Annotated in this window: 24 protein-coding genes; 12 read left to right on the top strand and 12 right to left on the bottom strand. The window is 63.6% G+C overall.

Annotated elements, in window-relative coordinates:
- Positions 1-167 precede the first annotated feature (167 nt).
- From C7451_RS12455 to C7451_RS12425, 7 genes are all read left to right on the top strand, one after another.
- Positions 168-1,175 carry an ArsR/SmtB family transcription factor gene (locus C7451_RS12455; RefSeq protein ID WP_110299302.1) on the top strand — a complete coding sequence of 336 codons (1,008 nt, stop codon included), beginning with the start codon at positions 168-170 and terminating at the stop codon, positions 1,173-1,175.
- On the top strand, positions 1,172-2,128 hold the full coding sequence (metF, locus tag C7451_RS12450) for a methylenetetrahydrofolate reductase [NAD(P)H] (RefSeq protein WP_110299301.1): 957 nt from the start codon (positions 1,172-1,174) through the stop codon (positions 2,126-2,128). The genes C7451_RS12455 and metF overlap by 4 nt, the downstream gene beginning before the upstream one ends.
- Positions 2,125-3,171 (top strand): homocysteine S-methyltransferase family protein, encoded by a 1,047-nt coding sequence (locus C7451_RS12445; RefSeq protein ID WP_110299300.1) that lies wholly within the window; start codon positions 2,125-2,127, stop codon positions 3,169-3,171. Before metF ends, C7451_RS12445 begins: the two co-directional genes overlap by 4 nt.
- Positions 3,172-3,312: 141 nt before the next feature.
- Positions 3,313-5,910, top strand: a complete 2,598-nt coding sequence (gene metH, locus C7451_RS12440) for a methionine synthase (RefSeq protein WP_110299299.1) — start codon at positions 3,313-3,315, stop codon at positions 5,908-5,910.
- 87 nt (positions 5,911-5,997) lie between these two features.
- Positions 5,998-7,269: a cation:proton antiporter gene (locus tag C7451_RS12435; RefSeq protein ID WP_110299298.1), complete on the top strand. Its 1,272-nt coding sequence runs from the start codon at positions 5,998-6,000 to the stop codon at positions 7,267-7,269.
- Between the two features lie 68 nt (positions 7,270-7,337).
- Entirely contained in the window at positions 7,338-8,276 is a 939-nt protein-coding gene (locus tag C7451_RS12430) for a right-handed parallel beta-helix repeat-containing protein (RefSeq protein ID WP_110299297.1), read from the top strand.
- 78 nt (positions 8,277-8,354) lie between these two features.
- Entirely contained in the window at positions 8,355-10,424 is a 2,070-nt protein-coding gene (locus tag C7451_RS12425) for a protein-disulfide reductase DsbD family protein (protein WP_425266484.1), read from the top strand.
- 5 nt (positions 10,425-10,429) lie between these two features.
- Here C7451_RS12425 and C7451_RS12420 read toward each other — a convergent pair whose 3' ends face one another.
- The 6 genes from C7451_RS12420 to uvrB form a co-directional block, all read right to left on the bottom strand.
- On the bottom strand, positions 10,430-10,834 hold the full coding sequence (locus tag C7451_RS12420; protein ID WP_110299296.1) for a hypothetical protein: 405 nt from the start codon (positions 10,832-10,834) through the stop codon (positions 10,430-10,432).
- A gap of 101 nt (positions 10,835-10,935) precedes the next feature.
- Positions 10,936-11,187 (bottom strand): HigA family addiction module antitoxin, encoded by a 252-nt coding sequence (locus tag C7451_RS12415; protein ID WP_341866629.1) that lies wholly within the window; start codon positions 11,185-11,187, stop codon positions 10,936-10,938.
- A 40-nt stretch (positions 11,188-11,227) separates the two neighbouring features.
- On the bottom strand, positions 11,228-11,509 hold the full coding sequence (locus C7451_RS12410; protein WP_110299294.1) for a type II toxin-antitoxin system RelE/ParE family toxin: 282 nt from the start codon (positions 11,507-11,509) through the stop codon (positions 11,228-11,230).
- A 103-nt stretch (positions 11,510-11,612) separates the two neighbouring features.
- A complete protein-coding gene (locus C7451_RS12405) occupies positions 11,613-11,843 on the bottom strand; it encodes a type II toxin-antitoxin system HicB family antitoxin (protein WP_110299293.1) in 231 nt (76 codons plus the stop codon).
- Positions 11,840-12,094: a type II toxin-antitoxin system HicA family toxin gene (locus C7451_RS12400; RefSeq protein WP_110299292.1), complete on the bottom strand. Its 255-nt coding sequence runs from the start codon at positions 12,092-12,094 to the stop codon at positions 11,840-11,842. The genes C7451_RS12405 and C7451_RS12400 overlap by 4 nt, the downstream gene beginning before the upstream one ends.
- 91 nt (positions 12,095-12,185) lie before the next feature.
- Complete coding sequence (gene uvrB / locus C7451_RS12395) at positions 12,186-14,366, bottom strand: excinuclease ABC subunit UvrB (RefSeq protein WP_110299291.1); 2,181 nt, start codon at positions 14,364-14,366, stop codon at positions 12,186-12,188.
- Positions 14,367-14,501: 135 nt separating this feature from the next.
- On the opposite strand from uvrB, the gene C7451_RS12390 reads away from it, so the two are divergent.
- From C7451_RS12390 to C7451_RS12370, 5 genes are all read left to right on the top strand, one after another.
- A complete protein-coding gene (locus tag C7451_RS12390) occupies positions 14,502-15,062 on the top strand; it encodes a DUF3617 domain-containing protein (protein WP_110299290.1) in 561 nt (186 codons plus the stop codon).
- A 116-nt stretch (positions 15,063-15,178) separates the two neighbouring features.
- Complete coding sequence (locus C7451_RS12385; protein WP_244181870.1) at positions 15,179-16,270, top strand: serine hydrolase domain-containing protein; 1,092 nt, start codon at positions 15,179-15,181, stop codon at positions 16,268-16,270.
- A 54-nt stretch (positions 16,271-16,324) separates the two neighbouring features.
- The gene (locus tag C7451_RS12380; RefSeq protein WP_110299288.1) at positions 16,325-16,720 is read left to right on the top strand and encodes a VOC family protein; all 396 of its coding nucleotides are present in this window, start codon (positions 16,325-16,327) and stop codon (positions 16,718-16,720) included.
- 182 nt (positions 16,721-16,902) lie between these two features.
- A complete protein-coding gene (locus C7451_RS12375; RefSeq protein ID WP_167398532.1) occupies positions 16,903-18,261 on the top strand; it encodes an amidohydrolase in 1,359 nt (452 codons plus the stop codon).
- 7 nt (positions 18,262-18,268) lie between these two features.
- Positions 18,269-18,592, top strand: a complete 324-nt coding sequence (locus C7451_RS12370) for an HNH endonuclease (RefSeq protein ID WP_208625209.1) — start codon at positions 18,269-18,271, stop codon at positions 18,590-18,592.
- A gap of 400 nt (positions 18,593-18,992) precedes the next feature.
- On the opposite strand, the gene C7451_RS12365 is transcribed toward C7451_RS12370, so the two are convergent.
- The 6 genes from C7451_RS12365 to pufB form a co-directional block, all read right to left on the bottom strand.
- A complete protein-coding gene (locus tag C7451_RS12365; RefSeq protein ID WP_110299287.1) occupies positions 18,993-19,724 on the bottom strand; it encodes a hypothetical protein in 732 nt (243 codons plus the stop codon).
- A 197-nt stretch (positions 19,725-19,921) separates the two neighbouring features.
- Positions 19,922-21,064 carry a photosynthetic reaction center cytochrome PufC gene (pufC, locus tag C7451_RS12360; RefSeq protein ID WP_110299286.1) on the bottom strand — a complete coding sequence of 381 codons (1,143 nt, stop codon included), beginning with the start codon at positions 21,062-21,064 and terminating at the stop codon, positions 19,922-19,924.
- 5 nt (positions 21,065-21,069) lie between these two features.
- The gene (gene pufM, locus C7451_RS12355; RefSeq protein ID WP_110299285.1) at positions 21,070-22,125 is read right to left on the bottom strand and encodes a photosynthetic reaction center subunit M; all 1,056 of its coding nucleotides are present in this window, start codon (positions 22,123-22,125) and stop codon (positions 21,070-21,072) included.
- A gap of 15 nt (positions 22,126-22,140) precedes the next feature.
- Positions 22,141-22,965: a photosynthetic reaction center subunit L gene (pufL, locus tag C7451_RS12350; protein ID WP_110299284.1), complete on the bottom strand. Its 825-nt coding sequence runs from the start codon at positions 22,963-22,965 to the stop codon at positions 22,141-22,143.
- A 176-nt stretch (positions 22,966-23,141) separates the two neighbouring features.
- Positions 23,142-23,318 (bottom strand): light-harvesting antenna LH1, alpha subunit, encoded by a 177-nt coding sequence (pufA, locus tag C7451_RS12345; RefSeq protein ID WP_337957741.1) that lies wholly within the window; start codon positions 23,316-23,318, stop codon positions 23,142-23,144.
- A gap of 24 nt (positions 23,319-23,342) precedes the next feature.
- Positions 23,343-23,555, bottom strand: a complete 213-nt coding sequence (gene pufB / locus C7451_RS12340) for a light-harvesting antenna LH1, beta subunit (RefSeq protein WP_110299283.1) — start codon at positions 23,553-23,555, stop codon at positions 23,343-23,345.
- Positions 23,556-23,682: the final 127 nt, after the last annotated feature.

Here is a 23,682-nt window from a genome sequence, read left to right as displayed (position 1 = left end):
CTGTCGGACGGGCGCATCTAGCGCCCAAATTCTGTCTTTGCAATCTTTTTGGTTGGGATAAGCGACGAGGCGTGAACGGCCGCTAGCAAACGGGGCATAAGGGGCTTTTCCGCGCGCGATCCCAAGCCGCATTGACCACATATAAAGAATTCTTTATATGATGCCGCATGGACATGGGAACTCTCTTCCGGGCTTTGGCGGACGACAGCCGATTGCGCATCATGCTGCTGTTGCAGGTGATGGAGCTTTCGGTGGGCGAACTGGCGCAGGTGCTCGAACAGAGCCAGCCGCGCGTTTCGCGGCATGTGCGCATTCTGGCCGAGGCAGGCCTTGCAGAGCGCCACAAGGAAGGAAGCTGGGTCTTCCTGCGTCCTGCCCTTCCCCGCCGCGATCATGAGGCTGCGCGGCTGCTCGATGCCTTTCTGCGCCGTGAAGATGCCGTGGGCGAGACGCTTTGCGCGCAGCATGCCAGCGACCGCGCTCAGCTCGATGCGATTCGCAGCGTCCGCGATCAGCGCGCGGCCGACTTCTTTGCGCAGCACGCGGGAGAATGGGACGCAATCCGCTCGCTCTATCTGCCCGAAGCAGAGGTGGAGGCTGCGCTGGCTGCACTGATCGGCGACCGGCCGCTGGGTCGCCTGCTCGACATCGGTACCGGCACGGGCCGCATGATCGAACTGTTCGGGCCGATTGCCGATCACAGCACGGCGCTTGACCGCAGCCCGGAAATGCTTCGCCTGGCCCGCGCCAAGCTGCAGCACATGCAGGGCGGCACGGTCGATCTGATCCAGGCCGATTTCTACGCGCTTCCGCTGGCCGATGGCGCAGCGGACACCATCCTGCTGCACCAGGTGCTGCATTATGCGCAGAACCCGCAGGCGGTGCTGGATGAGGCAGGACGGGTTGCCGCTCCCGGCGCCCATATCGCGATCGTCGATTTTGCCGCGCATGCGCTGGAGGAATTGCGCGAGCGCGACGCGCATGCCCGGCTAGGGTTCAGCGATGAAGCGATGACGGCATTGCTCGCCCATGCCGGGTTTGATCTGGCCGAAACTTGCAGCCTTTCTGGCGGCACGCTGACCGTCAAGATCTGGCTGGGGCAGCATCGCGGCGAGCCTGCCCGCATTCACCCCCATTCCCGAACACCCGAAACGCCCAGAAAGGCTGCCGCATGACCCTCTCGCTCAAACAACTGGCCGAAGCGCGCGAAGCGCTGGGTACTCCGCTGTTCGCGGGGCTGGCCGGAGACGTCGAGGTGAGCTTCGAATTCTTCCCGCCCAAGACGGAGAAGATGGAAGAGACCCTGTGGGACACGCTGACCACGCTCGCCCCGCTTGGCCCCAAATTCGTCTCGGTGACCTATGGCGCGGGCGGTTCGACGCGCGAGCGCACCCATGCCACGGTTGCGCGCATTGCCTCCGAAACCGCGATTCCCGCTGCGGCGCACCTCACCTGCGTGGATGCGACCCGCGACGAGATCGACACCATTGCGCAGAGCTATTGGGATGCCGGCGTGCGCCATATCGTGGCGCTGCGCGGCGACCCGCCGCGCATGGGCGAGAAATTCGTCGCGCACCCGAAGGGCTATGCCAACGCAGCCGAGCTGGTAAAGGGCCTCAAGCAGGTAGCCCCGTTCGAGATTTCGGTCGCTGCTTATCCCGAAACGCATCCGGATGCCGACTGCGCAGACAGCGACATCGACAATCTCAAGCGCAAGCTCGATGCCGGTGCCGACCAGGCGATCACCCAGTTCTTCTTTTCGCCCGAAGCTTTTTTCCGCTTCCGCGATGCCTATACCCGGGCCGGGATCACCGCGCCGATCCTGCCGGGTATCCTGCCGGTGAGCAATGTCGCTACCACGCGCAAGATCGCCGGCGCCTGCGGCACCGAGATTCCGCAATGGATGAACGACCTGTTCGAAGGGCTGGACGATCACCCGACCACGCGCCAGCTTGTCGCCGCCACGGTCGCTGCCGAAATGTGCCGCCGTCTCTATTCGGGCGGCGTGCGCCATTTCCACTTCTACACCCTCAACCGCGCCGAGCTGAGCTTTGCGATCTGCCACCTGCTGGGCCTGCGTGCCCCCAAGGCAGCCGCCGCCCCGGTGCTTCAGGAGAATGCCGCATGAGCCCCGCCGAAAAGCTCAAGTCCATCGCCGCCACGCGCATCATGATGCTCGACGGCGGCTATGGCACCCAGATCCAGGCGCACCGGCTGGAAGAAGCCGATTTCCGCGGCGGCATCGAATTCACCCATGATCAGAAGGGCAATAACGATATTCTCGCGCTGACCTGTCCGTCGGTCATCGCAGGCATTCACCGCGCCTATCTCGACGCGGGGTCGGACATCATCGAGACCAACACGTTCAGCGCCAACCGCATCAGCCAGGCCGATTATGGTGCCGAGCATCTGGTGCGCGAGATCAACGTGGAATCCGCCCGGGTGGCGCGCGAGGAAGCCGATGCCGCCGAAGCGCGCGACGGCAGGCCCCGCTTCGTCGCAGGCGCCATCGGCCCGACCAACAAGACGCTGTCGCTCTCGCCCGATGTGAACGATCCCGGCTATCGCGAGGTCGATTTCGACACGATGCGCGACGTCTATCGCGAACAGTGCGATGCGCTGGTCGAAGGCGGGGTCGATTTCATCCTGATCGAGACGATCTTCGACACGCTCAATGCCAAGGCCGCCGCGATGGCTGCGCGCGATGCGGCAGAGGCTGCGGGCCGCGAGGTGCCGATCATGCTCAGCATGACCATTACCGACATGGCCGGCCGCAACCTGTCCGGCCACACTGTCGAGGCCTTTTGGCATGCCGTTCGCCACATCAAGCCGCTCACCGTGGGCCTCAACTGCTCGTTCGGCGCGGACCTGCTGCGCCCGCACCTGGCCGCGCTCGCGCGCCAGGCGGACACGCTGATCATGGCCTATCCCAATGCCGGGCTGCCCAATGACCTTGGCCAGTATGACGAGCTGCCCGAGCATACCGCAAAGCTGATCGGCCAGTGGCTCGAGGATGGCCTTATCAACATCGTCGGCGGCTGCTGCGGCACCACGCCGGGCCATATCGGCGCGATCGCCCGCGCCGTCGCCAGCGCCCCGCCGCGCGCCATCCCGACGCTGCCGGTCCAGACGCGCCTGTCGGGCCTGGAGCCGTTCACCATGGCGGCTTGACGAACCAGCGCCCTCTCCCCTTCAGGGGAGAGGGAAGAGCCGCGTAGCGGCGAAGGGAGAGGGGGCAACACCGAACCCTCTCCGCATGTTCCCCTCTCCCAACCCTCTCCCTGCGACGGGGAGGGGGCGAAAGTTTGAAAAATGACCCAGAGCACCGCCCAGTTCGTCAATATCGGCGAGCGCACCAATGTTACCGGATCGGCCAGGTTCAAGAAGCTGATCATGGAAGACCGCTATGAAGAGGCGGTCGAGGTCGCGCGCCAGCAGGTCGAAAGCGGCGCGCAGATCATCGACATCAACATGGACGAAGGCCTGCTCGACGCGCACGCCGCGATGACGCGCTATCTCAAGCTTATCGCCGCCGAGCCCGATATCGCGCGCGTGCCGTTCATGATCGACTCGTCCAAATGGTCGGTGATCGAGGCCGGGCTGAAATGCGTCTCGGGCAAGCCGATCGTCAATTCGATCAGCATGAAGGAAGGCGAGGAGGAATTCCTCAGGCACGCCCGCATCTGCATGGACTATGGCGCGGCGGTCGTGGTCATGGCCTTCGACGAGGTCGGCCAGGCCGATACGCGGGAACGCAAGGTCGAGATTTGCGAGCGCGCCTACAAGCTGCTCACCGGCATCGGCTTTCCGCCCGAAGACATCATCTTCGACCCGAACATCTTTGCCGTCGCCACCGGCATCGACGAGCATCGCCGCTATGCCATCGACTTTATCGAGGCTTGCCGCGACATCAAGCAGCGCTGCCCGCACGTGCACATCTCGGGCGGCGTCTCCAACCTGTCGTTCAGCTTCCGCGGCAACGAGCCGGTGCGCCGCGCGATGCACAGCGTGTTCCTGTACCACGCGATCAAGGCAGGCATGGACATGGGCATCGTCAATGCCGGCCAGCTCGACATCTATGACGATATCGACCCCGTTTTGCGTGAAGCGTGCGAGGACGTGATCTGGGACCGCACCGAGGACGCCACCGAAAAGCTGATCACGCTCGCCGAGACCTTTCGCGGCAAGGACGAGAAGGCCGAGAAGGAAGCCGCCGAATGGCGCAGCTGGCCCGTGGTCAAGCGGCTCGAGCATGCGCTGGTCAAGGGCATCGACGCGCATATCGTCGAGGATACCGAGGAAGCCCGGCTCGCCGCCGCGCGCCCGATCGAGGTGATCGAAGGCCCGCTGATGGACGGCATGAACGTCGTCGGCGACCTGTTCGGCGAGGGCAAGATGTTCCTGCCGCAGGTGGTGAAGTCCGCGCGCGTGATGAAAAAGGCGGTCGCACACCTCTTCCCCTATATCGAGGCCGAAAAGGACCCGAATGCCAAGGGCAAGGGCCGGATAATCATGGCGACGGTGAAGGGCGATGTGCACGACATCGGCAAGAACATTGTCGGCGTTGTGCTGCAGTGCAACGGCTATGAGGTGGTCGATCTGGGTGTGATGGTGCCCTGGCACGACATCCTCAAGGCCGCGAACGACAACCAGGCAGACATTATCGGCCTGTCGGGCCTGATCACCCCCTCGCTCGACGAGATGGTGACGGTGGCCGAGGAGATGCAGAAGGCCGGCATGCGCATTCCGCTGCTGATCGGCGGTGCGACCACGTCCAAGGTCCACACTGCGTTGCGTATCGCACCGGCGTACGAAGGCCCAGTGGTGCACGTGCTCGATGCCAGCCGCGCAGTCGGCGTCGCTTCCAACCTGGTCAGCGGCACGCTGGCCGAACCGTTCATCGCCAAGGTGGCCGAGGAATATGAGGCAGTGCGGCTCGCACGGTCGAACAAGGGACAGAATGACCTGTCGCCGATCGATGTCGCGCGCGCCAATGCCTTCGTCGCGGATATGAACCAGAAGCCCCCCGCGCCGGTTCAGCCTGGTGTCCACGTGTTCGAGGACTGGGACCTGGCGGACCTGCGCGAATGCATCGACTGGACCCCGTTCTTTCGCGCCTGGGAGCTCGCGGGCAATTTCCCCGCGATCTTGGAGGACGAGATCGTCGGCGAGAGCGCGACCTCGCTGTTCGCCGATGCCAATGCGATGCTCGACCGGATCATTGCCGAGAAATGGCTGACCGCCAAGGGCGCGGTCGGGCTGTGGCCGTGCCGCCGCGAGGGTGACGATGTAGTCATCGAAGCTGCGGGCAGCGAGGTTCGCATGCCCTTCCTGCGCCAGCAGATCGCCAAGCGCGAGGGCCGCGCGAACATGTGCCTCGCTGATTTCATCGATCCGGCAGGCGACTGGATCGGGGGCTTCGCGGTGACCGCAGGCCATGGCATCGAGGAGCATCTGGAACGCTTCAAGGCGGCGCATGACGATTATAACGACATCCTGCTGAAAGCGCTGGCCGACCGTCTCGCCGAAGCCTTTGCCGAGCGGCTGCACCAATATGTCCGCACCACCCTGTGGGGCTATGCGGCGGGCGAGCAGCTGACCAACGAGGCGCTGATCAGGGAACAGTATCGCGGCATCCGCCCGGCACCGGGCTATCCCGCCTGTCCCGATCACAGCCAGAAGCCGGTGCTGTTCGACCTGCTGAAAGCAACCGACGCCACCGGCATCACGCTGACCGAGAGCTTTGCCATGCTGCCGACCGCAGCGGTGAGCGGCTTCTATTTCGGCCATCCGGAAAGCGCCTATTTCGGTGTGGCACGCATCGGCGAGGATCAGCTTGCCGACTATGCCGCACGGCGCGGGGTCGATCTCGACACTGCACGGCGCTGGCTGCGTCCCAATCTGGATTGATCGTCCGCGATTGACTCTGCCCCCTTATACCGCAACATCGCGGCATGAGGGGGCGCTGCGAAATCCGCCCCCGGGGGCCAGACGCGCGTGACACCATCGGAACTCAGCGCCTATTTCTTCTTGCAGATGGCGCTGATCATCGGCACCTGCCGCCTCGTCGGCTATGCGGTGCGGCGCTGGCTGGGCCAGCCGCAGGTGGTCGGCGAGATGATGGCAGGCGTGCTGCTCGGCCCCTCGCTGTTCGGCTTTGTCCTGCCCAATCTTCAGGTCGCGATCTTTCCGCCAGAGACCAAGAACGTGCTGTTCGTCTGCGCACAGCTGGGCGTCGGCCTCTACATGTTCCTCGTCGGTCTGGGCTTTCGCTCCGACCATTTTCGCGCGCAGATTACCAGCGCGGCGGCGGTGTCGTTTACCGGCATGGCGGTGCCCTTCATCGTCGCGATTCTGCTTGCGCCGCGATTGCAGAACGTGCCCGGGCTGTTCGCGAGCGACGTCAACCAGTTCCAGGCGACACTGTTCCTGGGCGCGTGCATCGCGATCACCGCCTTCCCGATGCTGGCCCGCATCATCCACGAGCGCGGGTTGACCGACACCAAGCTCGGCAGCCTGACATTGTCCGCAGGCGCGATCGACGATGCCGCCGCCTGGACGGTGCTGGCGATCGTGCTGGCAAGCTTCGGCGACGGGCCTGGCGTCGCGATCAAGGCGATCGTCGGCGGGGCGAGCTTTGCCGCGTTCATGCTGATCTTCGGGCGCAGGCTGCTGTCACCTTTGGGCCGGATCACCGAGCGCGACGGCAAAGTGACGCATTCGATGCTCGCCGCCGTGCTGGTGCTGTTCATGCTCTGCGCCTTTGCCATGGACTATATCGGTATCCACGCAGTGCTCGGCGGCTTTCTGCTCGGCATCTGCATGCCGCGCGGGCTGTTGTCGAACGAGCTGCAACGCCAGCTCGAACCGATCATCATGGTGCTGCTGATCCCGATGTTCTTCGCCTATTCGGGGCTCAACACGCAGCTGACGGTGGTCAACAATGCCGAACTGCTCGCCATCGCCATGGGAATCCTCGCCGCATCGATCCTGGCCAAGGGCGTCGCATGCTATGCCGCAGCGCGCATCACCGGACAGGACAATGCCACCGCCATGGCGATCGGCGCGCTGATGAACGCGCGCGGGATGATGGAGCTGATCATCATCAATATCGGCCTGCAGCGCGGCATCATCGGCCCGGCATTGTTTTCGATGCTGGTCATCATGGCGATCGTCACGACCTTCATGGCCTCGCCGCTGTTCGATCTGGTCTATGGCCGCAAGCGCCGATCCGATCCGGTAACCGATGGCCCTGCGCCTGTCCCCTGACGGGACGGGGGCCGTGTTAACCCTCTAATCGCAGGCTTTTGCACACGCTGCATGGTATCTGGCCACGCATGACCGCCCTTCGCATTCTCCTTGTCGCGGCAATCGCGCTGATCAGCGCCCTGCCCCTGTTCGCGCAACAGCGCCCCACACCCTATCGCATTGCCGAAACGGGCAAGAGCTATAAATCGCTGTCCGATGCGGTGAACAGGATCGGCGGCGGCACCGGCACGATCGAGGTCGCGCCCGGCATCTGGCGCGACTGCGCGGTGCAGGAGGCCGGCAACATCACCTATCGCGCGGCGACGCCGGGCACTGCGATCTTCGACGGCGGAGTGTGCGAAGGCAAGGCAACGCTGGTGCTGCGTGGGCGCAGCGCGCGCGTGGAAGGGCTTATCTTCCAGAATATCGGCGTGCCCGATGAGAATGGCGCCGGCATCAGGCTGGAATGGGGCGATCTCAGCGTGTTCAACAGCCTTTTCCGTAACAGCCAGCAGGGCATCCTCACCGCCCAGAATCCCGGCGGACGGATCGTCATCGACAAGTCGAGCTTTTCGGGCCTCGGCATCTGCGCATCGGATTGTGCCCATTCGATCTATATCGGCGATTACGGATCGCTCACGGTCACCCGCTCGCGCTTCGAGCGCGGCCAAGGCGGCCATTATGTGAAGAGCCGCGCGGCGCAGGTCTCGATCACCGATTCAAGCTTCGACGACAGCCAGGGCAATGGCACCAACTACATGATCGACCTGCCCGGCGGCGCGAGCGGCGAGATCACCCGCAACATCTTCGTGCAGGGGCAGAACAAGGAAAACTGGTCGGCGTTCATCGCGGTGGCCGCCGAGGGCCGTTCCTACAGCTCTGCCGGTCTGCAGGTCTACGGCAATGACGCGAGCCTCGCCCCGGGCGTGGAACGCGACACCTGGTTCGTCGCCAACTGGAGCCGGGACCGCATTCCTCTGGGCGAGAACCGCCTGGGCAAGGGTCTGAGCGCCTACGACCAGCGGTAACCGCACCTGTCAGCAAAACGAAACGTCCGCCGAACGGCCATTGGTTTTGGCCGGCAAACCCTCTACATGGCGGCGATGATGTTGGCTGTTTTCCGGACGCTTTGGGCTATCTTGCTGCTGGGACTTGCCCTGCCCGCCTCAGCCCAGCCGCTCCAGCGCGGACCCAACAACATAGCCGCATCCTTGGTCGCCGAAAGCGCAGAGCCCGCGCCGGGCAGCACGGTCGACCTCGCCTTTGCCATGGCGCCCAGGAAAGGCTGGCACGGTTACTGGGAAAATCCGGGCGATGCCGGGCTCGGCATGACGCTCGAATGGACGCTGCCGAATGGTGTGACGGTTGCCGAGCTTCGCTATCCCGTGCCCGAGACGCTGATCATCGCCGGACTGATGAACCATGTCTATGAAGGCCCCTATGCGCCACTGGTCGCACTGAAGCTCGATCCCGCGCTCGCGCCCGGCACGGTCCTGCCAATCCGCGTCAAGGCCGACTGGCTGGCCTGTACCGACGAGATATGCGTGCCAGAAAGCGCCACGCTGACCACGAGCCTGACCGTGGGCCGGGGCGGGATCGACAAGGCTGCGCGTGCCCGGTTCGACAGCTGGCGGCAGCGCCTGCCTGCGCCACTCGGCTCCGAGGCGACATTCGCGCGTGACGGCAAGCTGCTGCGCATCGCCATCCCCTTCCCCGGCGCCGGAGCGATCCAGGCGCCGCATTTCTTCGCGCGAACCGACAAGGCGCTGCGCTACAGCGCGCCGCAGAGCTTCTTCCGCGATGGCGACCGGCTGATCGTCGAGACCGAGGTCGCGGGCACCGATGCCGCAGAGATCGGCGGCGTGCTGCGCATTGGTGAGCATATGGGGCTCGATCTGGTGGCGAAGCCGGGCGCGGTTGCTCCCGGCGGCACCCGGATCGATGATCAGGTTTCGGGCTCTCCAGCGGATGGCAATATGTGGGCGCTGCTCGCCACCGCTTTGGGCGGCGCGCTGCTCGGCGGACTGCTGCTCAACATCATGCCCTGCGTCTTCCCGATCCTCAGCCTCAAGGCGATCAGCCTGGCCAAGGCGGGCGGCGACGAACGCGCGGCGCGGCGCGATGCGCTGGCCTATACCGCAGGCATCGTGCTGGTGTGTCTCGCACTGGGCGGACTGCTGCTCGCGCTGCGCGCTGGCGGGGAGCAGATCGGCTGGGCCTTCCAGTTGCAGGATCCGCGCATCATCCTTGCGCTGCTGCTGCTGGTCACCGCGATATCGTTCAACCTTGCGGGGCTGTTCGATTTCGGCACGATTTCCGCCGGCTCGGGCCTGGCGTCAAAGGGCGGCGCAGCGGGATCGTTCTGGACCGGCGCGCTCGCCGCTTTCGTCGCGACGCCGTGCACCGCGCCATTCATGGCCGCAGCGATGGGGACAGCTCTCGTCCTGCCCTGGCCTGCCGCGCTGCTGGTGTTTGCGGGGCTTGGGCTCGGCCTTGCGCTGCCCTTTCTCGCGATCGGTTTCGTTCCCGCATTGCGGCGGATGATGCCGCGTCCTGGCGCATGGATGAACAGCTTCCGCCGGATCATGGCGGTGCCGATGTTCCTCACCGCGCTTGCCCTGGTCTGGCTGCTCGGCCAGCAGACCGGCAATGACGGGGTGCTGTTCGGTCTCGCCGCCGCGATGGCGCTGGCGCTGCTGCTGTGGTGGCTGGGCGCTCGGCAGGGCGCGGGCAGGAGCGGCTGGATCGCGCTGGCTCCCTCGCTGGCGGTGGCGGTCGCCGCCATCGTCGCGCTGCCGACCAACGCCGCACCAGGCGGATCGGCCCGCGCCGCCAGTGCTACCCTTCCCGCCCAGCCGTTCAGCGAGGCGAAGCTCGCCCAATTGCGCGCCGCCAACAAGCCGGTCTTCGCCTATTTCACCGCCGACTGGTGCATCACCTGCAAGGCGAACGAGGCCGCCGCGATCCAGCGCGAGGCGACCGCAGCGGCGTTCGAAAAGGCGGGCGTGGCGGTGCTGGAGGGCGACTGGACCCGGCGCGACGCCGAGATCAGCCGTTATCTCGAGGCGCAGGGCCGCTCCGGCGTGCCGCTCTATGTCTGGTATGCGCCTGGCCGGGAGCCGGTGATCCTGCCCCAGGTCCTGACAGTCGATACGCTGACCAGCTTGGTCGGCTGACCATTCTACTGGCCAGCGCGGGCAATCACCTCGGGCAGATAGCTCTCGCCCAGCGTGCCGCAACTGTCGGCCAGACCTTCGAGATCCTTGGTCATCGCCTTGTCGTCGGAGATCATGGCAACCGCAAAGATCTGTGCCTGCTCTTCTAGCGCCTTTTCCGCCCTGGCGCTGTCACTGCCCGGCGCAAGCAGCACCGCACCGGTCATGAACGCGGTGGCCAGTTCGGTCGCCTGGTCGCTGGTCTGCTTGTCGTCCTCGGTCACCGCTGCTGCTGCGGAGAAGAACGCTGCGCAGCTGAGCAGCGAGTCATAACCCTCCTTGTCGGACAGGGTCTGGGCCTGGGCGGAAGGGGACAATGACGCGAGCGCAAAAGCGCCGACGCAGAGGCGGGAAAACAGAGGCAAGGCCATGCGAGCGCATCCGATCCATCTTGTCCCGCCAGAAGCGACGGAACCACGGTGCAACCCGCTGCATTATGGCGTGCCGCTTTTCACGGCGGATGGCAAGAGGCTCAGGCGGCGCGCTGGACGATACGGTCGAGCTCGCCGTTGAGCGACCGTTTGGCTTCAAGCAGTTCATAACTGTCCTGAAGCCGGAGGAAAAATCCCTCCGACATTCCGAAATAGCGCCCCAGGCGCAGATCCAGTTCGGCATCCATGCGCTTTTCACCATCGATCACAGAACGGATATGCTTTGCGCTCATCGCAATGGCATCGGCCAGAGCTTCGACGGTCATATCGAGCGGTTCAAGAAATTCAGACACCAGCAAATCCCCGGCATGATCGTTCTCAAGCCAGCTCGGGTCAGTGGTAATCGACAATTTCGACGTCATACGCGTCTCCGTCCTTCCAGACGAAACATATACGCCATTTTTTGTTAATGAAAATGGAATGCTTCCCTGCACGGTCGTCGGTCAGCGCATGGAGGCGATTGCTGGGCGGGTTGCCAAGGTCGTTCAGCGATTTTGCGGCATCGAGGAGTTTGAGCCGGTTCAAGGCGCGGCGCTGGATGTCGTCTGGAAAGTCTCGGCTGCGATTGCCTTGCCAGATTTTCTCAGTTTCGCGGTGAGCAAAAGAACATATCATTTCGGCTTCCTTACGATGCCGAATCTATTGACACTGGACCTGTACTGCCACTGGGCTTTTTACGCCCGGAGTCATTCACATTGATGAGCGCAATCTGAGAGTTTCAGGCGGCGCGGACGGCGTAAATAGCGGGGCGGTATTTCGCCTCGGGGATCGGAAACCCCCTGTCCTTCGCCACCGCCAGCCAGCCCTCGATGGCGTCCTGGATATTGCGGATCGCTTCTTCGCGGGTATCACCATGGGCCGAGCAGGGCTTGAGGTCGGGCACGTCCGCGATCCAGCAGTCATCTTCCGACGACCAAAACAAATTGATGTGATAGCGCGGCTCGGTCATTCTTCGATATGTAGGCCATAAGCCTCGACGATTTCAAGCAGCTCGCGCACCTGGTACTTCTTCGCATCCTTGCCCACCGGCTGGACCGGCAGCGACCGGGGGACGCGGGGATGAACATATTGGCGGTAACTGCCCACAGTCCGATCATGAACAAAACCGAATGCTTCGAGCAATCGCACAAAGTCACGAAACGAGATGATCCCGCCTCGCGACGCTACGAGTTGTTGATAGAGCTTGGCTGGCTTGACCATAGGGACCTCGTTGGATTGAACCCAACAGTCCTAATAAACAAAAAAAGCCATGGCCGGGGCAAAACTTATCCCCAACTAGCGTCGAATTGCTTCAAAACTTCCGTTGCGTCTTCCCATAACGCATCTTGCGCGTGCCCGGCTTGCCCTCGGTCGCCCTTCCCTTGGGCGCGGCGACGCGCTGTTCCACCGGCAGCCCCAGTTCCTCCGCTTCCAGCTTGCGGATTTCGTCGCGCAGGCGTCCGGCCTCCTCGAATTCCAGATCGGCGGCGGCGGCGCGCATCTTCTTTTCGAGGTCCTCAATATAGGCGCGCAAGTTGTGGCCGACCATGTGCGGGCGATCGTCGACGCCGGTATCCACGAGCACGCTGTCCTTGCTCGCCACATGCGCGATGATATCGCCGATATTGCGCTTGATCGTGGTCGGGGTGATGCCGTGTTCGGTATTGTACGCGATCTGCTTCTCGCGGCGGCGGTTGGTCTCGTTGAGCGCGCGCTCCATGCTGCCAGTAATGCGATCGGCATAGAGGATGACGCGGCCCTCGACATTACGCGCGGCGCGGCCAATCGTCTGGATGAGCGAGGTTTCGGAGCGCAGGAATCCTTCCTTGTCGGCATCGAGGATGGCGACCAGCCCGCATTCGGGAATGTCGAGCCCCTCGCGCAGCAGGTTGATGCCGATCAGCACGTCGTAAACGCCCATGCGCAGATCGCGGATCAGCTCGATACGCTCGAGCGTCTCGACGTCCGAATGCATGTAGCGGACCTTGATCCCGGCCTCGTGCATGTACTCGGTGAGGTCCTCGGCCATGCGCTTGGTCAGCGTGGTGACGAGCGTGCGATAGCCGGCAGCCGCGACCTTCTTGCACTCGGCGATCAGATCATCGACCTGCTCCTCGACCGGCTTGATCTCCACCGGCGGGTCGATCAGCCCGGTGGGGCGGATGACCTGCTCGGCGAACACGCCGCCGGTCTGTTCCATCTCCCAATTGCCGGGCGTGGCCGAGACGCTGACCGTCTGCGGGCGCATTGCGTCCCATTCGTTGAAGCGCAGCGGGCGGTTGTCGATGCAGCTGGGCAAACGGAAGCCATATTCGGCCAGCGTCAGCTTGCGCCTGTGGTCGCCGCGCGCCATCGCGCCGATCTGCGGCACGGTCTGGTGGCTCTCGTCGATAAACAGCAGCGCGTTCTCGGGCAGATATTCGAAAAGGGTCGGCGGCGGTTCGCCCGGCAGGCGCCCGGTGAGGAAGCGCGAGTAATTCTCGATGCCTGCACAGCTTCCGGTCGCGGCGATCATCTCGAGGTCGAAATTGGTGCGCTGCTCCAGCCGCTGCGCCTCGAGCAGCCGCCCTTCAGCTTCCAGTTCCTTCAGCCGTTCGGTCAGCTCGAAGCGGATCGCAGCCGCCGCCTGCTGCATCGTCGGGCCCGGGGTGACATAGTGCGAATTCGCATAGACGCGCACCTGTGCAAGCTTCGCGCCGGGCTTTCCGGTCAGCGGATCGAATTCGGAGATCGATTCCACCTCGTCGCCGAAGAACGAGATGCGCCAGGCAACATCCTCGTAATGCGACGGGAACAGTTCGAGCGTATCGCCGCGCACGCGGAAATTGCCGCGGGTGAAGCTCGCATCGTTGCGCTTGTATTGCAGCGCGACGAGCTTGCGGATCAGTTCGCGCTGGTCGACGCTCTCGCCCGCCTTGATGTCGAAGATCATCGCCGAATAGGTCTCGACCGAGCCGATGCCGTAGATGCACGAGACCGAGGCGACGATGATCACGTCGTCGCGCTCGAGCAGCGATCGGGTCGCGGAGTGCCGCATCCGGTCGATCGCCTCGTTTACGCTCGACTCCTTCTCGATATAGGTGTCCGAGCGCGGCACATAGGCCTCGGGCTGGTAATAATCGTAATAGCTGACGAAATATTCGACTGCGTTCTCCGGGAAGAAGCTCTTGAACTCGCCGTATAGCTGCGCGGCGAGGATCTTGTTGGGTGCCAGGATCAGCGCGGGTCGCTGCGTCTGCTCGATCACCTGCGCCATGGTGAAGGTCTTGCCCGATCCGGTGACGCCGAGAAGCACCTGGTCGCGGTCCTGCGCCTTGATGCCCTCGACCAGTTCGGCAATCGCGGTCGGCTGGTCGCCCGAAGGCGTATATTCGCTGACCAGCTTGAAGCGCCGCCCGCCTTCGGCCTTTTCGGGCCGCTGCGGCTTGTGCGGCACGAAGGTGCCATCGGTTTGCGGCTCTTCCAGCCCGCGTCGGATTACCAGTTCAGCCATGGCACGAAATATGCGGAGGCGGGGCCACCGGCGCAAGGGCGGCGATGCGATTGCATTGGCAGAGGAGGCTCTTTAGGGTCGCGAGCCAACAAGGACATGCGGTCGCGCATCCCCTAGCTCAACGGAGAATTCCCCATGAAGATGCAGACTGTTTCGATCCTGGCACTTCCCTTGCTGGCGCTGGCCGCGTGCAGCGGCGGCGGTGCGGACAAGGATGGCGACGGCAAGATCAGCAAGGAAGAGATCGCCAAGGAAGCCGAATCGATCAAGTTCAGCCCCGGCGAATGGGAAAACAAGGTCGAGATCGTCGATGTGAAATTTGATGACAGCAAGCTGCCGCCCGAGGCCAAGGGCATGGCCGGCGCGATGGTCAAGCAGATGGTGGGTCAGGTACAGACCACCAAGAACTGCCTGACCGAGGAACAGGCCAAGAAGCCGGGCGCGGATTTCCTTGCCGGGGCCGAGAATGACGAATGCAGCTACAAGACGTTCGATCTGTCCGGTGGCAAGATCAAGGCGGACATTGCCTGCAAGGGCAAGCAGGCCGGACAGCAGGGCGACATCAAGCTGACCGGCACCTATACCTCGACCAGCTATGACATGCAGATGGACATGGTCATGAGCTCCGGCCAGATGGGCCGCATGACCATGAAGGCGAAGAACAGCGCCAAGCGGATCGGTGGGTGCAAGGCCTGATTGCTCGGTTCATGGCTTCAACCTCGTCACCCCCGCGCACGCGGGGGTCCCGCTTCTTCGAGCAGCTGTGGCGCAAAAGCGGGATTCCCGCCTTCGCGGGATTGACGATGCTGGTGATGATGTTAGCAGCGGCGCTCGCCACCCCCGCCTTCGCGCAATCGGATGAAAATGTCCGCATCGAGCTGAAATTCACCGCCGACCGGCTCGATCGCGGCAAGGTCACCGGCCTTGCGCATCGCCCGACGATGCGCGCGGCAACGCTCGACGATCCGGTGCGGATCGCATCGATCTCCAAGCTCGCAGTCGGCGTCGCCGTGATGCGGCTGGTCGACAAGGCGGTGCTCGATCTCGATCGCGACGTTTCGCTCTATCTCGGCTGGCGGCTGGTCCATCCCCAATTCCCGACGCAGAAGATCACGCTCAGGCTTTTGCTCTCGCATCAATCGGGGCTGAAGGACGACGCGGGCTATTTCATCCCGCTCGATGCCAGCCTGGCCGAGCTGCTCGCCAAGCCGGAAGCCTGGGATGCCACCCACGCGCCCGGCGCCTATTTCCGCTATGCCAATGTCAACTTTCCGGTCATCGCGGCGGTGATGGAGGCGGCGAGCGGCAAGCGTTTCGACCGGATCATGACCGAAGAGGTGTTCGAACCGCTTGCCATTCCGGCCTGTTACAACTGGTCCGGATGCAAGGATGGTGCAGGGCGCGGCGCCATCACGCTGTATCGCCCGGACGGCAGCGTCGCGCGCGATCACTGGATCGACGATCCTGACCAGTGCCCGACCATGGCCTCCAGCGACAATCGCTGCGATCTGGACCTGTACCAGACCGGAAAGAACGGTTCTGCCTTTGCACCGCAAGGCGGCTTGCGCATTTCGGCGGGCGGTCTCGCCCGGCTCGGCCAGATGCTGCTGAACGGCGGGGACGGGCTGCTCACACCCGAATCCTTCGCCGAGCTGACACGCGCCCAATGGCGCTTCGACGGCAGCAATGGCGATGACGATCGCGGCTATTTCCAGGCCTTCGGGCTGGGCGTGCAGCGGATCGAGAAGCCTGACGGATCGGTGTGGATCGGGCATCCCGGCGAAGCCTATGGCCTGCGCGCAGGTTTGTGGGTAAACCGGGCCTCGGGCGAGGGCGTGGTGCGGATCAGCACCGGACATGCCGAAGATTTGCCCGTAGGTCATTGCCTTGACACATGTCCATGATAGGTTGCGATCTGCAACTGGCCTGAGTCGGGCCGGAACAGCAGGAGAGAGCTCATGATCGGATATGTCACCGTCGGATCGAACGACCTCGACAAGGCCCGCACCTTCTATGCAGGGCTGGTCGGCGCGCTGGGCGGCAGCGAACTGATGCGGATGGAAGAGAACGGCTTCACGCTGTTCGGCACCACCTGGGGCACGCCGGGCATCGCCATCACCCGGCCCTATAATGGCGAGCCGGCGACCGCGGGCAACGGCATGATGATCGCCCTGGCCATGGATGCGCGGTCGAAGGTCGACATGCTCCACGCCAAGGCGCTCGAACTGGGCGGCACCTGCGAGGGCGAACCCGGCCTGCGCGGCCCCGAGGGCGATCAGGCCTTTTACGGCGCCTATTTCCGCGACCTTGACGGCAACAAGCTGTGCGCATTCAAGGTGGGTCCGGCGGATTGATTGTTGATGCGGCCGTAACCTCGAACCTTGTCATCCCAGCGAAAGCGGGGGTCCTGCCAGCCTTCAACCGTCGTGCAGAAGCGGGATTCCCGCTTTTGCGGGAATGACGATAGATTAACCCGCGCCGCACGTTATAGTCGTGCAAACGGCGCGCGAACGCCTTGGGGAAAAAGGGGAAATCGATGAACAGAGCCACGGCTATCGGCCTGATCGGCAGCGCGATGGCGCTCGCGCTGGGCATACCGGCGGCGCACGCGCAGGATGCGCTCGGCAAGGCGGTGGCGAGCGATTATGACGCCAAGCTCGAAAAGCTGCTCCTCGATTTCCACGCCAATCCCGAGCTTTCTTTCAAGGAAACCCGCACGGCAAAGATCATCGCAGCCGAACTCCGCGTCGCCGGGGCGAGCGTGACCGAAGGCGTCGGCGTCACCGGCGTGGTCGGCATCATGAAGAATGGCGACGGCCCGGTGATCATGGTGCGCGCAGATATGGACGGCCTTCCGCTCGCCGAGGACAGCGGGTTGGCTTACGCCTCCAAGGTCAAGCAGATCGATATCGATGGCACCGAAAAGCCGGTAATGCACGCCTGCGGGCATGACACGCACATTACCTCGATGATCGGCACCGCGCGCCGCCTCGCCGCGATGAAGGACCAGTGGAAGGGCACCGTGGTGTTCGTCGCGCAACCAGCGGAAGAGCGCATCGGCGGCGCGGCCAAGATGATGCAGGACGGCCTCTATACCCGCTTCCCCAAGCCCGATTATGCGCTCGCCTTCCACGTGTCTGCCGGGACGCCGACGGGAAAGATCGAGATTCAGCCGGGTCTCACCGCCTCGTCTTCGGATTCGGTCGATATCACCATTTTCGGCGTGGGCACGCACGGCGCCTATCCGCATATGGGCAAGGACCCGATTGTCATGGGCGCGGAAATCGTGATGGCGCTGCAGACCCTGGTCTCGCGCGAGATCTCGCCGCTCGAAGCCGGGGTGGTGACCGTCGGCTCGTTCCACTCGGGCTTCAAGCACAATATCATATCGGACAAGGCGGAGTTGCAGATTACCGTCCGGTCGAACGACAATGCGGTGCGCAAGAAGCTGCTCGACGGGATCAAGCGCATTGCCGAGAATGTCGGACGCTTGAACGGCCTGCCCGAGGACAAGCTACCCCAGGTGAAGGTCGGCTTCGAATCCACCCCGGTAACGGTCAACGACAAGCCACTGACCGAGCGGATCACGAAGACCTTCGCCAGGCGCTTCGGCCAGGCCGCCTTGCTGACCAACGAGCCGCAGACCGGCATGGGCGCAGAGGATTTCGCCTATTTCGTCGCGCCCAATACCGATGTGCCGGGCCTGTATTTCAATGTCGGAGGTACGCCCCAGGCGGATATCGATGCGGCCAGGGCGGGCAAGCTGACGCTGCCCGCGCATCACAGCCCGTTCTTCAAGGTCATGCCGCGCGAATCGATCACGCTCGCGACCGAGGCGATGGTGACCGCCGTCATCGATCTGCTCGGCCCCGGCAACGGCCCGACGGCGGATTGACCTGATAATGCCCAAACGCCGCGCCTGGGAAGAGGATGAGGATGAAGCCGCCGCCCCGCCGCCCGAACCCTGCTGGCTGTGCGGCCGCGACCTTGGCGAGCTGATCGAATGGCACCATCCCGTACCCAAATCGAAAGGCGGCAAGGCGCGCGTGGCGGTGCACCCGATCTGCCACCGTACCATCCACGCGCATTTCACCAATGCCGAACTGGGCCGGATCGGCGAGGATGTGGAGGCGTTGCGTCACCATCCCGAGATCGCCAAGTTCCTGACCTGGGTCGCGGGCAAACCGGCGGATTTCAACGCGCCGACGAAGAAGAAGGAACGGTAGGGGGCGAGGCCGGGCTCGGTGCGCTTCAGGCAACCCGTCAAGCCCCCCTGCACCCCACGGCCGCTCAGCCTGAGCCTGTCCAAGGCCCCGCGCCAGACAGTTCGGCATAGCACATCGTCACCCCCGCGGAGGCGGGGGTCCCGCTTGCTGCTCAAGCGTCGAGGATGAAGCGGGATTCCCGCGTTCGCGGGAATGACGAAGAGCTTTGGGCAACCCTTTTGCCGTGGCCTTCGACAGGCTCAGGCTGAGCGGATGTGGACACTGCCCCCTATTCCCCCTTGTCGGGCCGGCTGACGCTCCAATACTGCCAGGCGCAGAAGCCGAGCACCAGCACGCCCGACATCAGCATTTCGATGATGCCCAGATTGTTGACGATCCAGTCCTTCACGCGCGCACTCCCCTATGCCTGCCGCCGCTGCACGGACTTGGTCGCGCTGCCCGCCCTCGGCCGGTTGGCAAGTGTATAGCGGATGATCAGGCTCACCCCGATGATGCTCGGCACCGCCCAGATCAGCGGGTTGAAGACATGGTCGGGCACCAGCCGGATCAGCCCGACCGAGAGGAAGGCGGTATAGGCCGATATGCCCATGCCGAGCAGCGCGCGGAAATGCTCGGGCACATGCGCGCGCGGCGGGGCGCTGGGCCGCCAGACATAGAATAGCTGCGTGGCCACCGCCGTCAGCCCGACCACGGCGAGCGCAGCCATCAGCGGCTGACCGATCATGATGCCATAATAGCCGCACCAGGCAGCCGAGGCGATCACAGCACCGAACAGCGCGAGATAATGCGGCGCGCGCAGGGCCACGCGGTTGGCGCGGTGGCGGACGACGGCGAGGCCATAGACCGCAAAGCCGATGGTCAGCATGCCGAGATAGAGCATCATCCAGCCGAACAGCCCATCGAACAGAACCCGGTCGGTAATCATCGGCAGCCGCTTTTCCGGCCCGTAAAGCGACAGCAGCGCCATCGCGATGGCCAATATCCCGGCGCCGATAAAGGCCAGCGTTGCCACCCGCCCCCATTTTCGATGCGCCTGCCCGCCCTTGCGCGCAGCGATCGGCACCCAGAACGCGATCAGCCCGGTCGCCCCGCAGATGACGTGGAGGACAACCAGGGCTTCGAACAGGTGCATGGGCGCTTACTCGATCAAAAATCCTCCCCCAGCTTGCTGGGGGAGGGGGACCGCCCGCGAAGCGGTTGGTGGAGGGGCGGCGGGATCGTGCTGAGCTTCACCGGAGTGCCATCTCGCTTCCCCTCCACCACCGACCTGGGGTCGGCGGTCCCCCTCCCCGAGACAAGCTCGGGGAGGATTTCTATTCATTCATCAGGTCAGTTCCCAGCCGCCGCAGCCGCAGCCGGTGCTGCTGCCGCCGCTGCCGGAGCAGGCGCTGCCATGCCGGGCATGGCCGGAGCCGTTCCCGCAGGCGCTGCGCCAGGCACGGCTCCCTTGGGTCCGAGCGTCAGCAGCGCCGGATAGTCCTTGGCCATCTGGGCACCGCCCAGCGGCTTGCGCTGGATCTGGTGGCAGGTGGCGCAGTTGGTCTTGTACGGATCCCCCTGCGGACCCAGCCGGTTGGCCGGGAACACGCTGGTCAGCGGATGGATATATTCCTGGTTGGTATTCTTGACCATCTGCAGGCCATACCAGGCCTGGGCGCGCTGCGGGCTCGACTGGCCCCATTGCGCAAAGGCGCGGCTGTTGTGGCAATAGGTGCAGTTGACGTTCAGCGACCGCGACAGGTGCATCATGATCGCATAATTGGCTTCCGCATCCTTGGTGCCCTTGAGGTTGAGCGTCGTGGGATGGCGCGTCTTCGACTGCACCCGCGCCGCCTTGGCATCGAGCCCCAGATACATGCTGGCCGTGCTGAGCGGCAGCGAGGCATAGGCCGTCACCGGGCTCGGCGTGTTCTGGCCGCGCTTGTTGCCCATCAGACGTCCGTCGCTCGGCTTGGGATCGGTCCAGACATATTTCGGCACTGCATTGCCACGATGGCAGGTATAGCAGGTCACGCCGGTCTTCTTGACGTGGTTCGAATAGTTCTGGTTGATGTTCTGCGTCATCTGGATCATCCGGCGCGCGACAACCTTGGTATATTTGCTGTCGTCCGCCAGATTTTCGGCATTGTGGCAGTAATTGCACCCGGCCTGTTCGGGCGGGGCGTCTGCCGGCACGATCCACTGGGTGATCGCCGCCATGGTATAGTCGAACTCTTCCTGGCTGACATGACCAAGAACCTTGACGTTCTGATATACCTCGCTGGCCTTCGGCCCCGATGGCGGTGGCAGCTCGTAAGGCGGCGGCGGCACCGTTCCCGGGTCGATCGTATTGTCCGGATCGGTGATCTGGGCAACGCTGGTTCCCCGGAAACCGCCCTGTTCGGACTTTTTGGGCCCGAGATCACAGGCGCTCAAGGACAGGGCGGCCAGGGCCAGCGCGCCCATGGTGGTGAGTTTTGATAGGGTCAACATGGCTGTCAGTTCCCTTCTGCCGGGCTGGGAGCCGCAGGCGCCGCAGCGCTTGGGTCCGCAGCCATCAGGCTCGGCTCCGCCGGCACCGGATCGGGTGCGACGTAGCTCGTGCTCGGATCAACAACACCGGTATCGGGATAGGCAGGGGCAAACTGATGCTCCTGAGCCCAGAGATACCAGTTATCGACAACCGTGCCGGTCAGCAGGATGCCGATGCCGCCGGTAAGTGTGGTCAGCACCGCAAACCACCAGGCCCAACGATGGATCGATTCCATGGTGGCGTTGAAGCCCATGGTCCAGCGCCAGAACAGGCCGGCGCGTTCACTGGCTGTCCCGCGATCGTAGATCTGTTCGATCTCACGCTCGCCACCATAGCGACCCACAGCCAGAATAGTGGCGCCATGCATCGCAAAAAGCAAGGTGGAGCCATAGAGGAAGGCGATCGATAGGGCGTGGAACGGATTGTAGAACAGGTTGCCGTAGCGGATCGAGAAGGCGGCGGTCCAATCGAGGTGCGGGAAGATGCCGAAGGGCACGGCTTCCGACCAGCTGCCGAGCAGGAACGGACGAATGATGCCGAGCACTAGATACAGCCAGATCGCGCTCGCAAAGGCCCAGGCAATGTGCGTGCCCATGCCCAGCGCCCTGGCTCGGAGATAGGTCCGGGCCCACCAGAGCAGGATCGAGGCGGTCAGGAAGAAGCCCGCGATGATCCACCAGCCCCCTTCGGCCAGCGGCACATAGACCGAAAAGCCCCATTCAGGACCCGGCGGTTCGAGCGCCAGCCAGAAGAATTCCTTGAGGAATCGATTGGGGTTCCAGTTGACCGAGGCCAGCATGTTGAGCCCCATGATCGAGATCGACAGCGCGCCGAACAGCAGCGATGCGAGGCCCAGCTTGCCGAGATAGAGCGGCCCGAGCTGCGCCTGGCCCAGCTTGCCCATCCAGTAGCTATAGGTGGTGAGCGGGATGCGCGGTTCGCTGTCGTCCTTGTGCGGCATCCCCATTTCGGGATGCCCGCGCAACTGGACCTGGGTGAAGATATTTTGGTAGCTTGCCATGGTGATTTACCCCTCTCACATCCAGATCGGCAGGTTGAGCCACCACGTCCACCATTCGGGCCAGCCGCGGGTCCAGAACGGTCCGGATATGATGATGCACACAGCGCTCCAGAACCCGGCATTCAGCGCCAGCAGCAGGCCCACACGGTGAATGCCGAGCGTGCCGACCGAATAGCCGATAAGGTCGCGGAAGAAGGTGTCTTCATATTCGGGTGATTTGACTTCCTCACCCTTGGCCGGGTTGGTGGCCGAAAGGACCAGCGCTCCGTGCATCGACAGCGCGAGCGTGGTGGTGAAGAAGAAGGTCACGGCGAGCATGTGCGCCGGATTGTAGTGGAAGTGCAGATACTGGTAGCCGACGTTCGACACCCAGTCGAGATGGCTGAAAATGCCATAGGGGAAGCCATGTCCCCAAGCTCCCAGCAGGAACGGACGGAAGACCACCAGCGTGACATAGGCGAAGATCGCAACGCCGAAGGCGACGGGTACGTGATAGCCCATGCCGAGCTTGCGGCAGATTTCCACCTCTCGCAGCGCCCAGCTGACGAACGCTCCGATCGCGCAGACCGTGATGATCTGCCACAATCCGCCTTCCTTCAGCGGCGCGAGGCCAAGCCCGTATTTCAGGTCCGGCGGCGCGATGTTGATCAGCCAGGGGTTCCAGGTTCCACCCTGCGATGCGCCATAGAATATGAGCGCAGTGCCGAGCGAGGCGAAGAACAGCGTCGTGATCCCGAAGAAGCCGACATAAAATGGCCCGACCCAGAAATCGAACAGATCCCCGCCGACCAATGTTCCGCCTCTGACGCGATATTTTCTCTCGAAGCTCAAGAGCGCCATTGCCAGACTCCTTCGTTCGCCGCCGCGATGCTGTGCGGCGAGCGTGAATGATTATTCCCCGTATGCGGGGCCCGTTTGTTCTCATGCATCCAGTGAAAGGGGCGGACCGGTGAAAACCGGTCCCACAGGTCCGCCCTCATCGCCTGGCAAGGCGACACACTGGCATTACCCTTAAGTCAGGGTGTAATCGCCGATGCCGCAGCAACCGCCGCAGGTGCAGCTGCCGGCATAGGGGGCTCCAGCCAGTTGTAGCGATTTGTGCTCAACAGGATGAAGTGGATGAGAAGTGCGAGGACGAACAGGAAGACCGCAAGCGCAGTCAGGATCCTGTTGCCGTCGAATGATTGCCACATTCTATGCATGATCAGGTTTCCTTCTTAGCTTTGCTGAACGTCGGTCACCGGGTCGAGGCTCGATGTCGCTTCATAGCCGGGCGTGCCCGGGAACCAGGGGCGCCATTGCCAAACCAGTACGTGCGCGATGATCGCGACGATGGTGAAGAAAGCGAAACTGGCGACGAAGAGCTTGTGGAACTCCTTCGCCTCGCTTTCTGTGAGGTAGGTCGTTGGACCCATCCCTTCATCTGCCATGAGATTTTCTCCTTAGCTTCCAGATTTGGAAGAACGCCGGTTGGGCGCCTTCCAGGCGATTATCCGTGCGGGCGAACCCGACGCGGATATTGGAGGCCCCGTCCCAAGGCCGATGACTGGACAAGAC

This window comes from Blastomonas natatoria, from assembly GCF_003201955.1.
GTDB lineage: Bacteria > Pseudomonadota > Alphaproteobacteria > Sphingomonadales > Sphingomonadaceae > Blastomonas > Blastomonas natatoria.
Note: the sequence above shows the minus strand (reverse complement) of the source record. Positions and strands in the feature narration are given on the sequence as shown.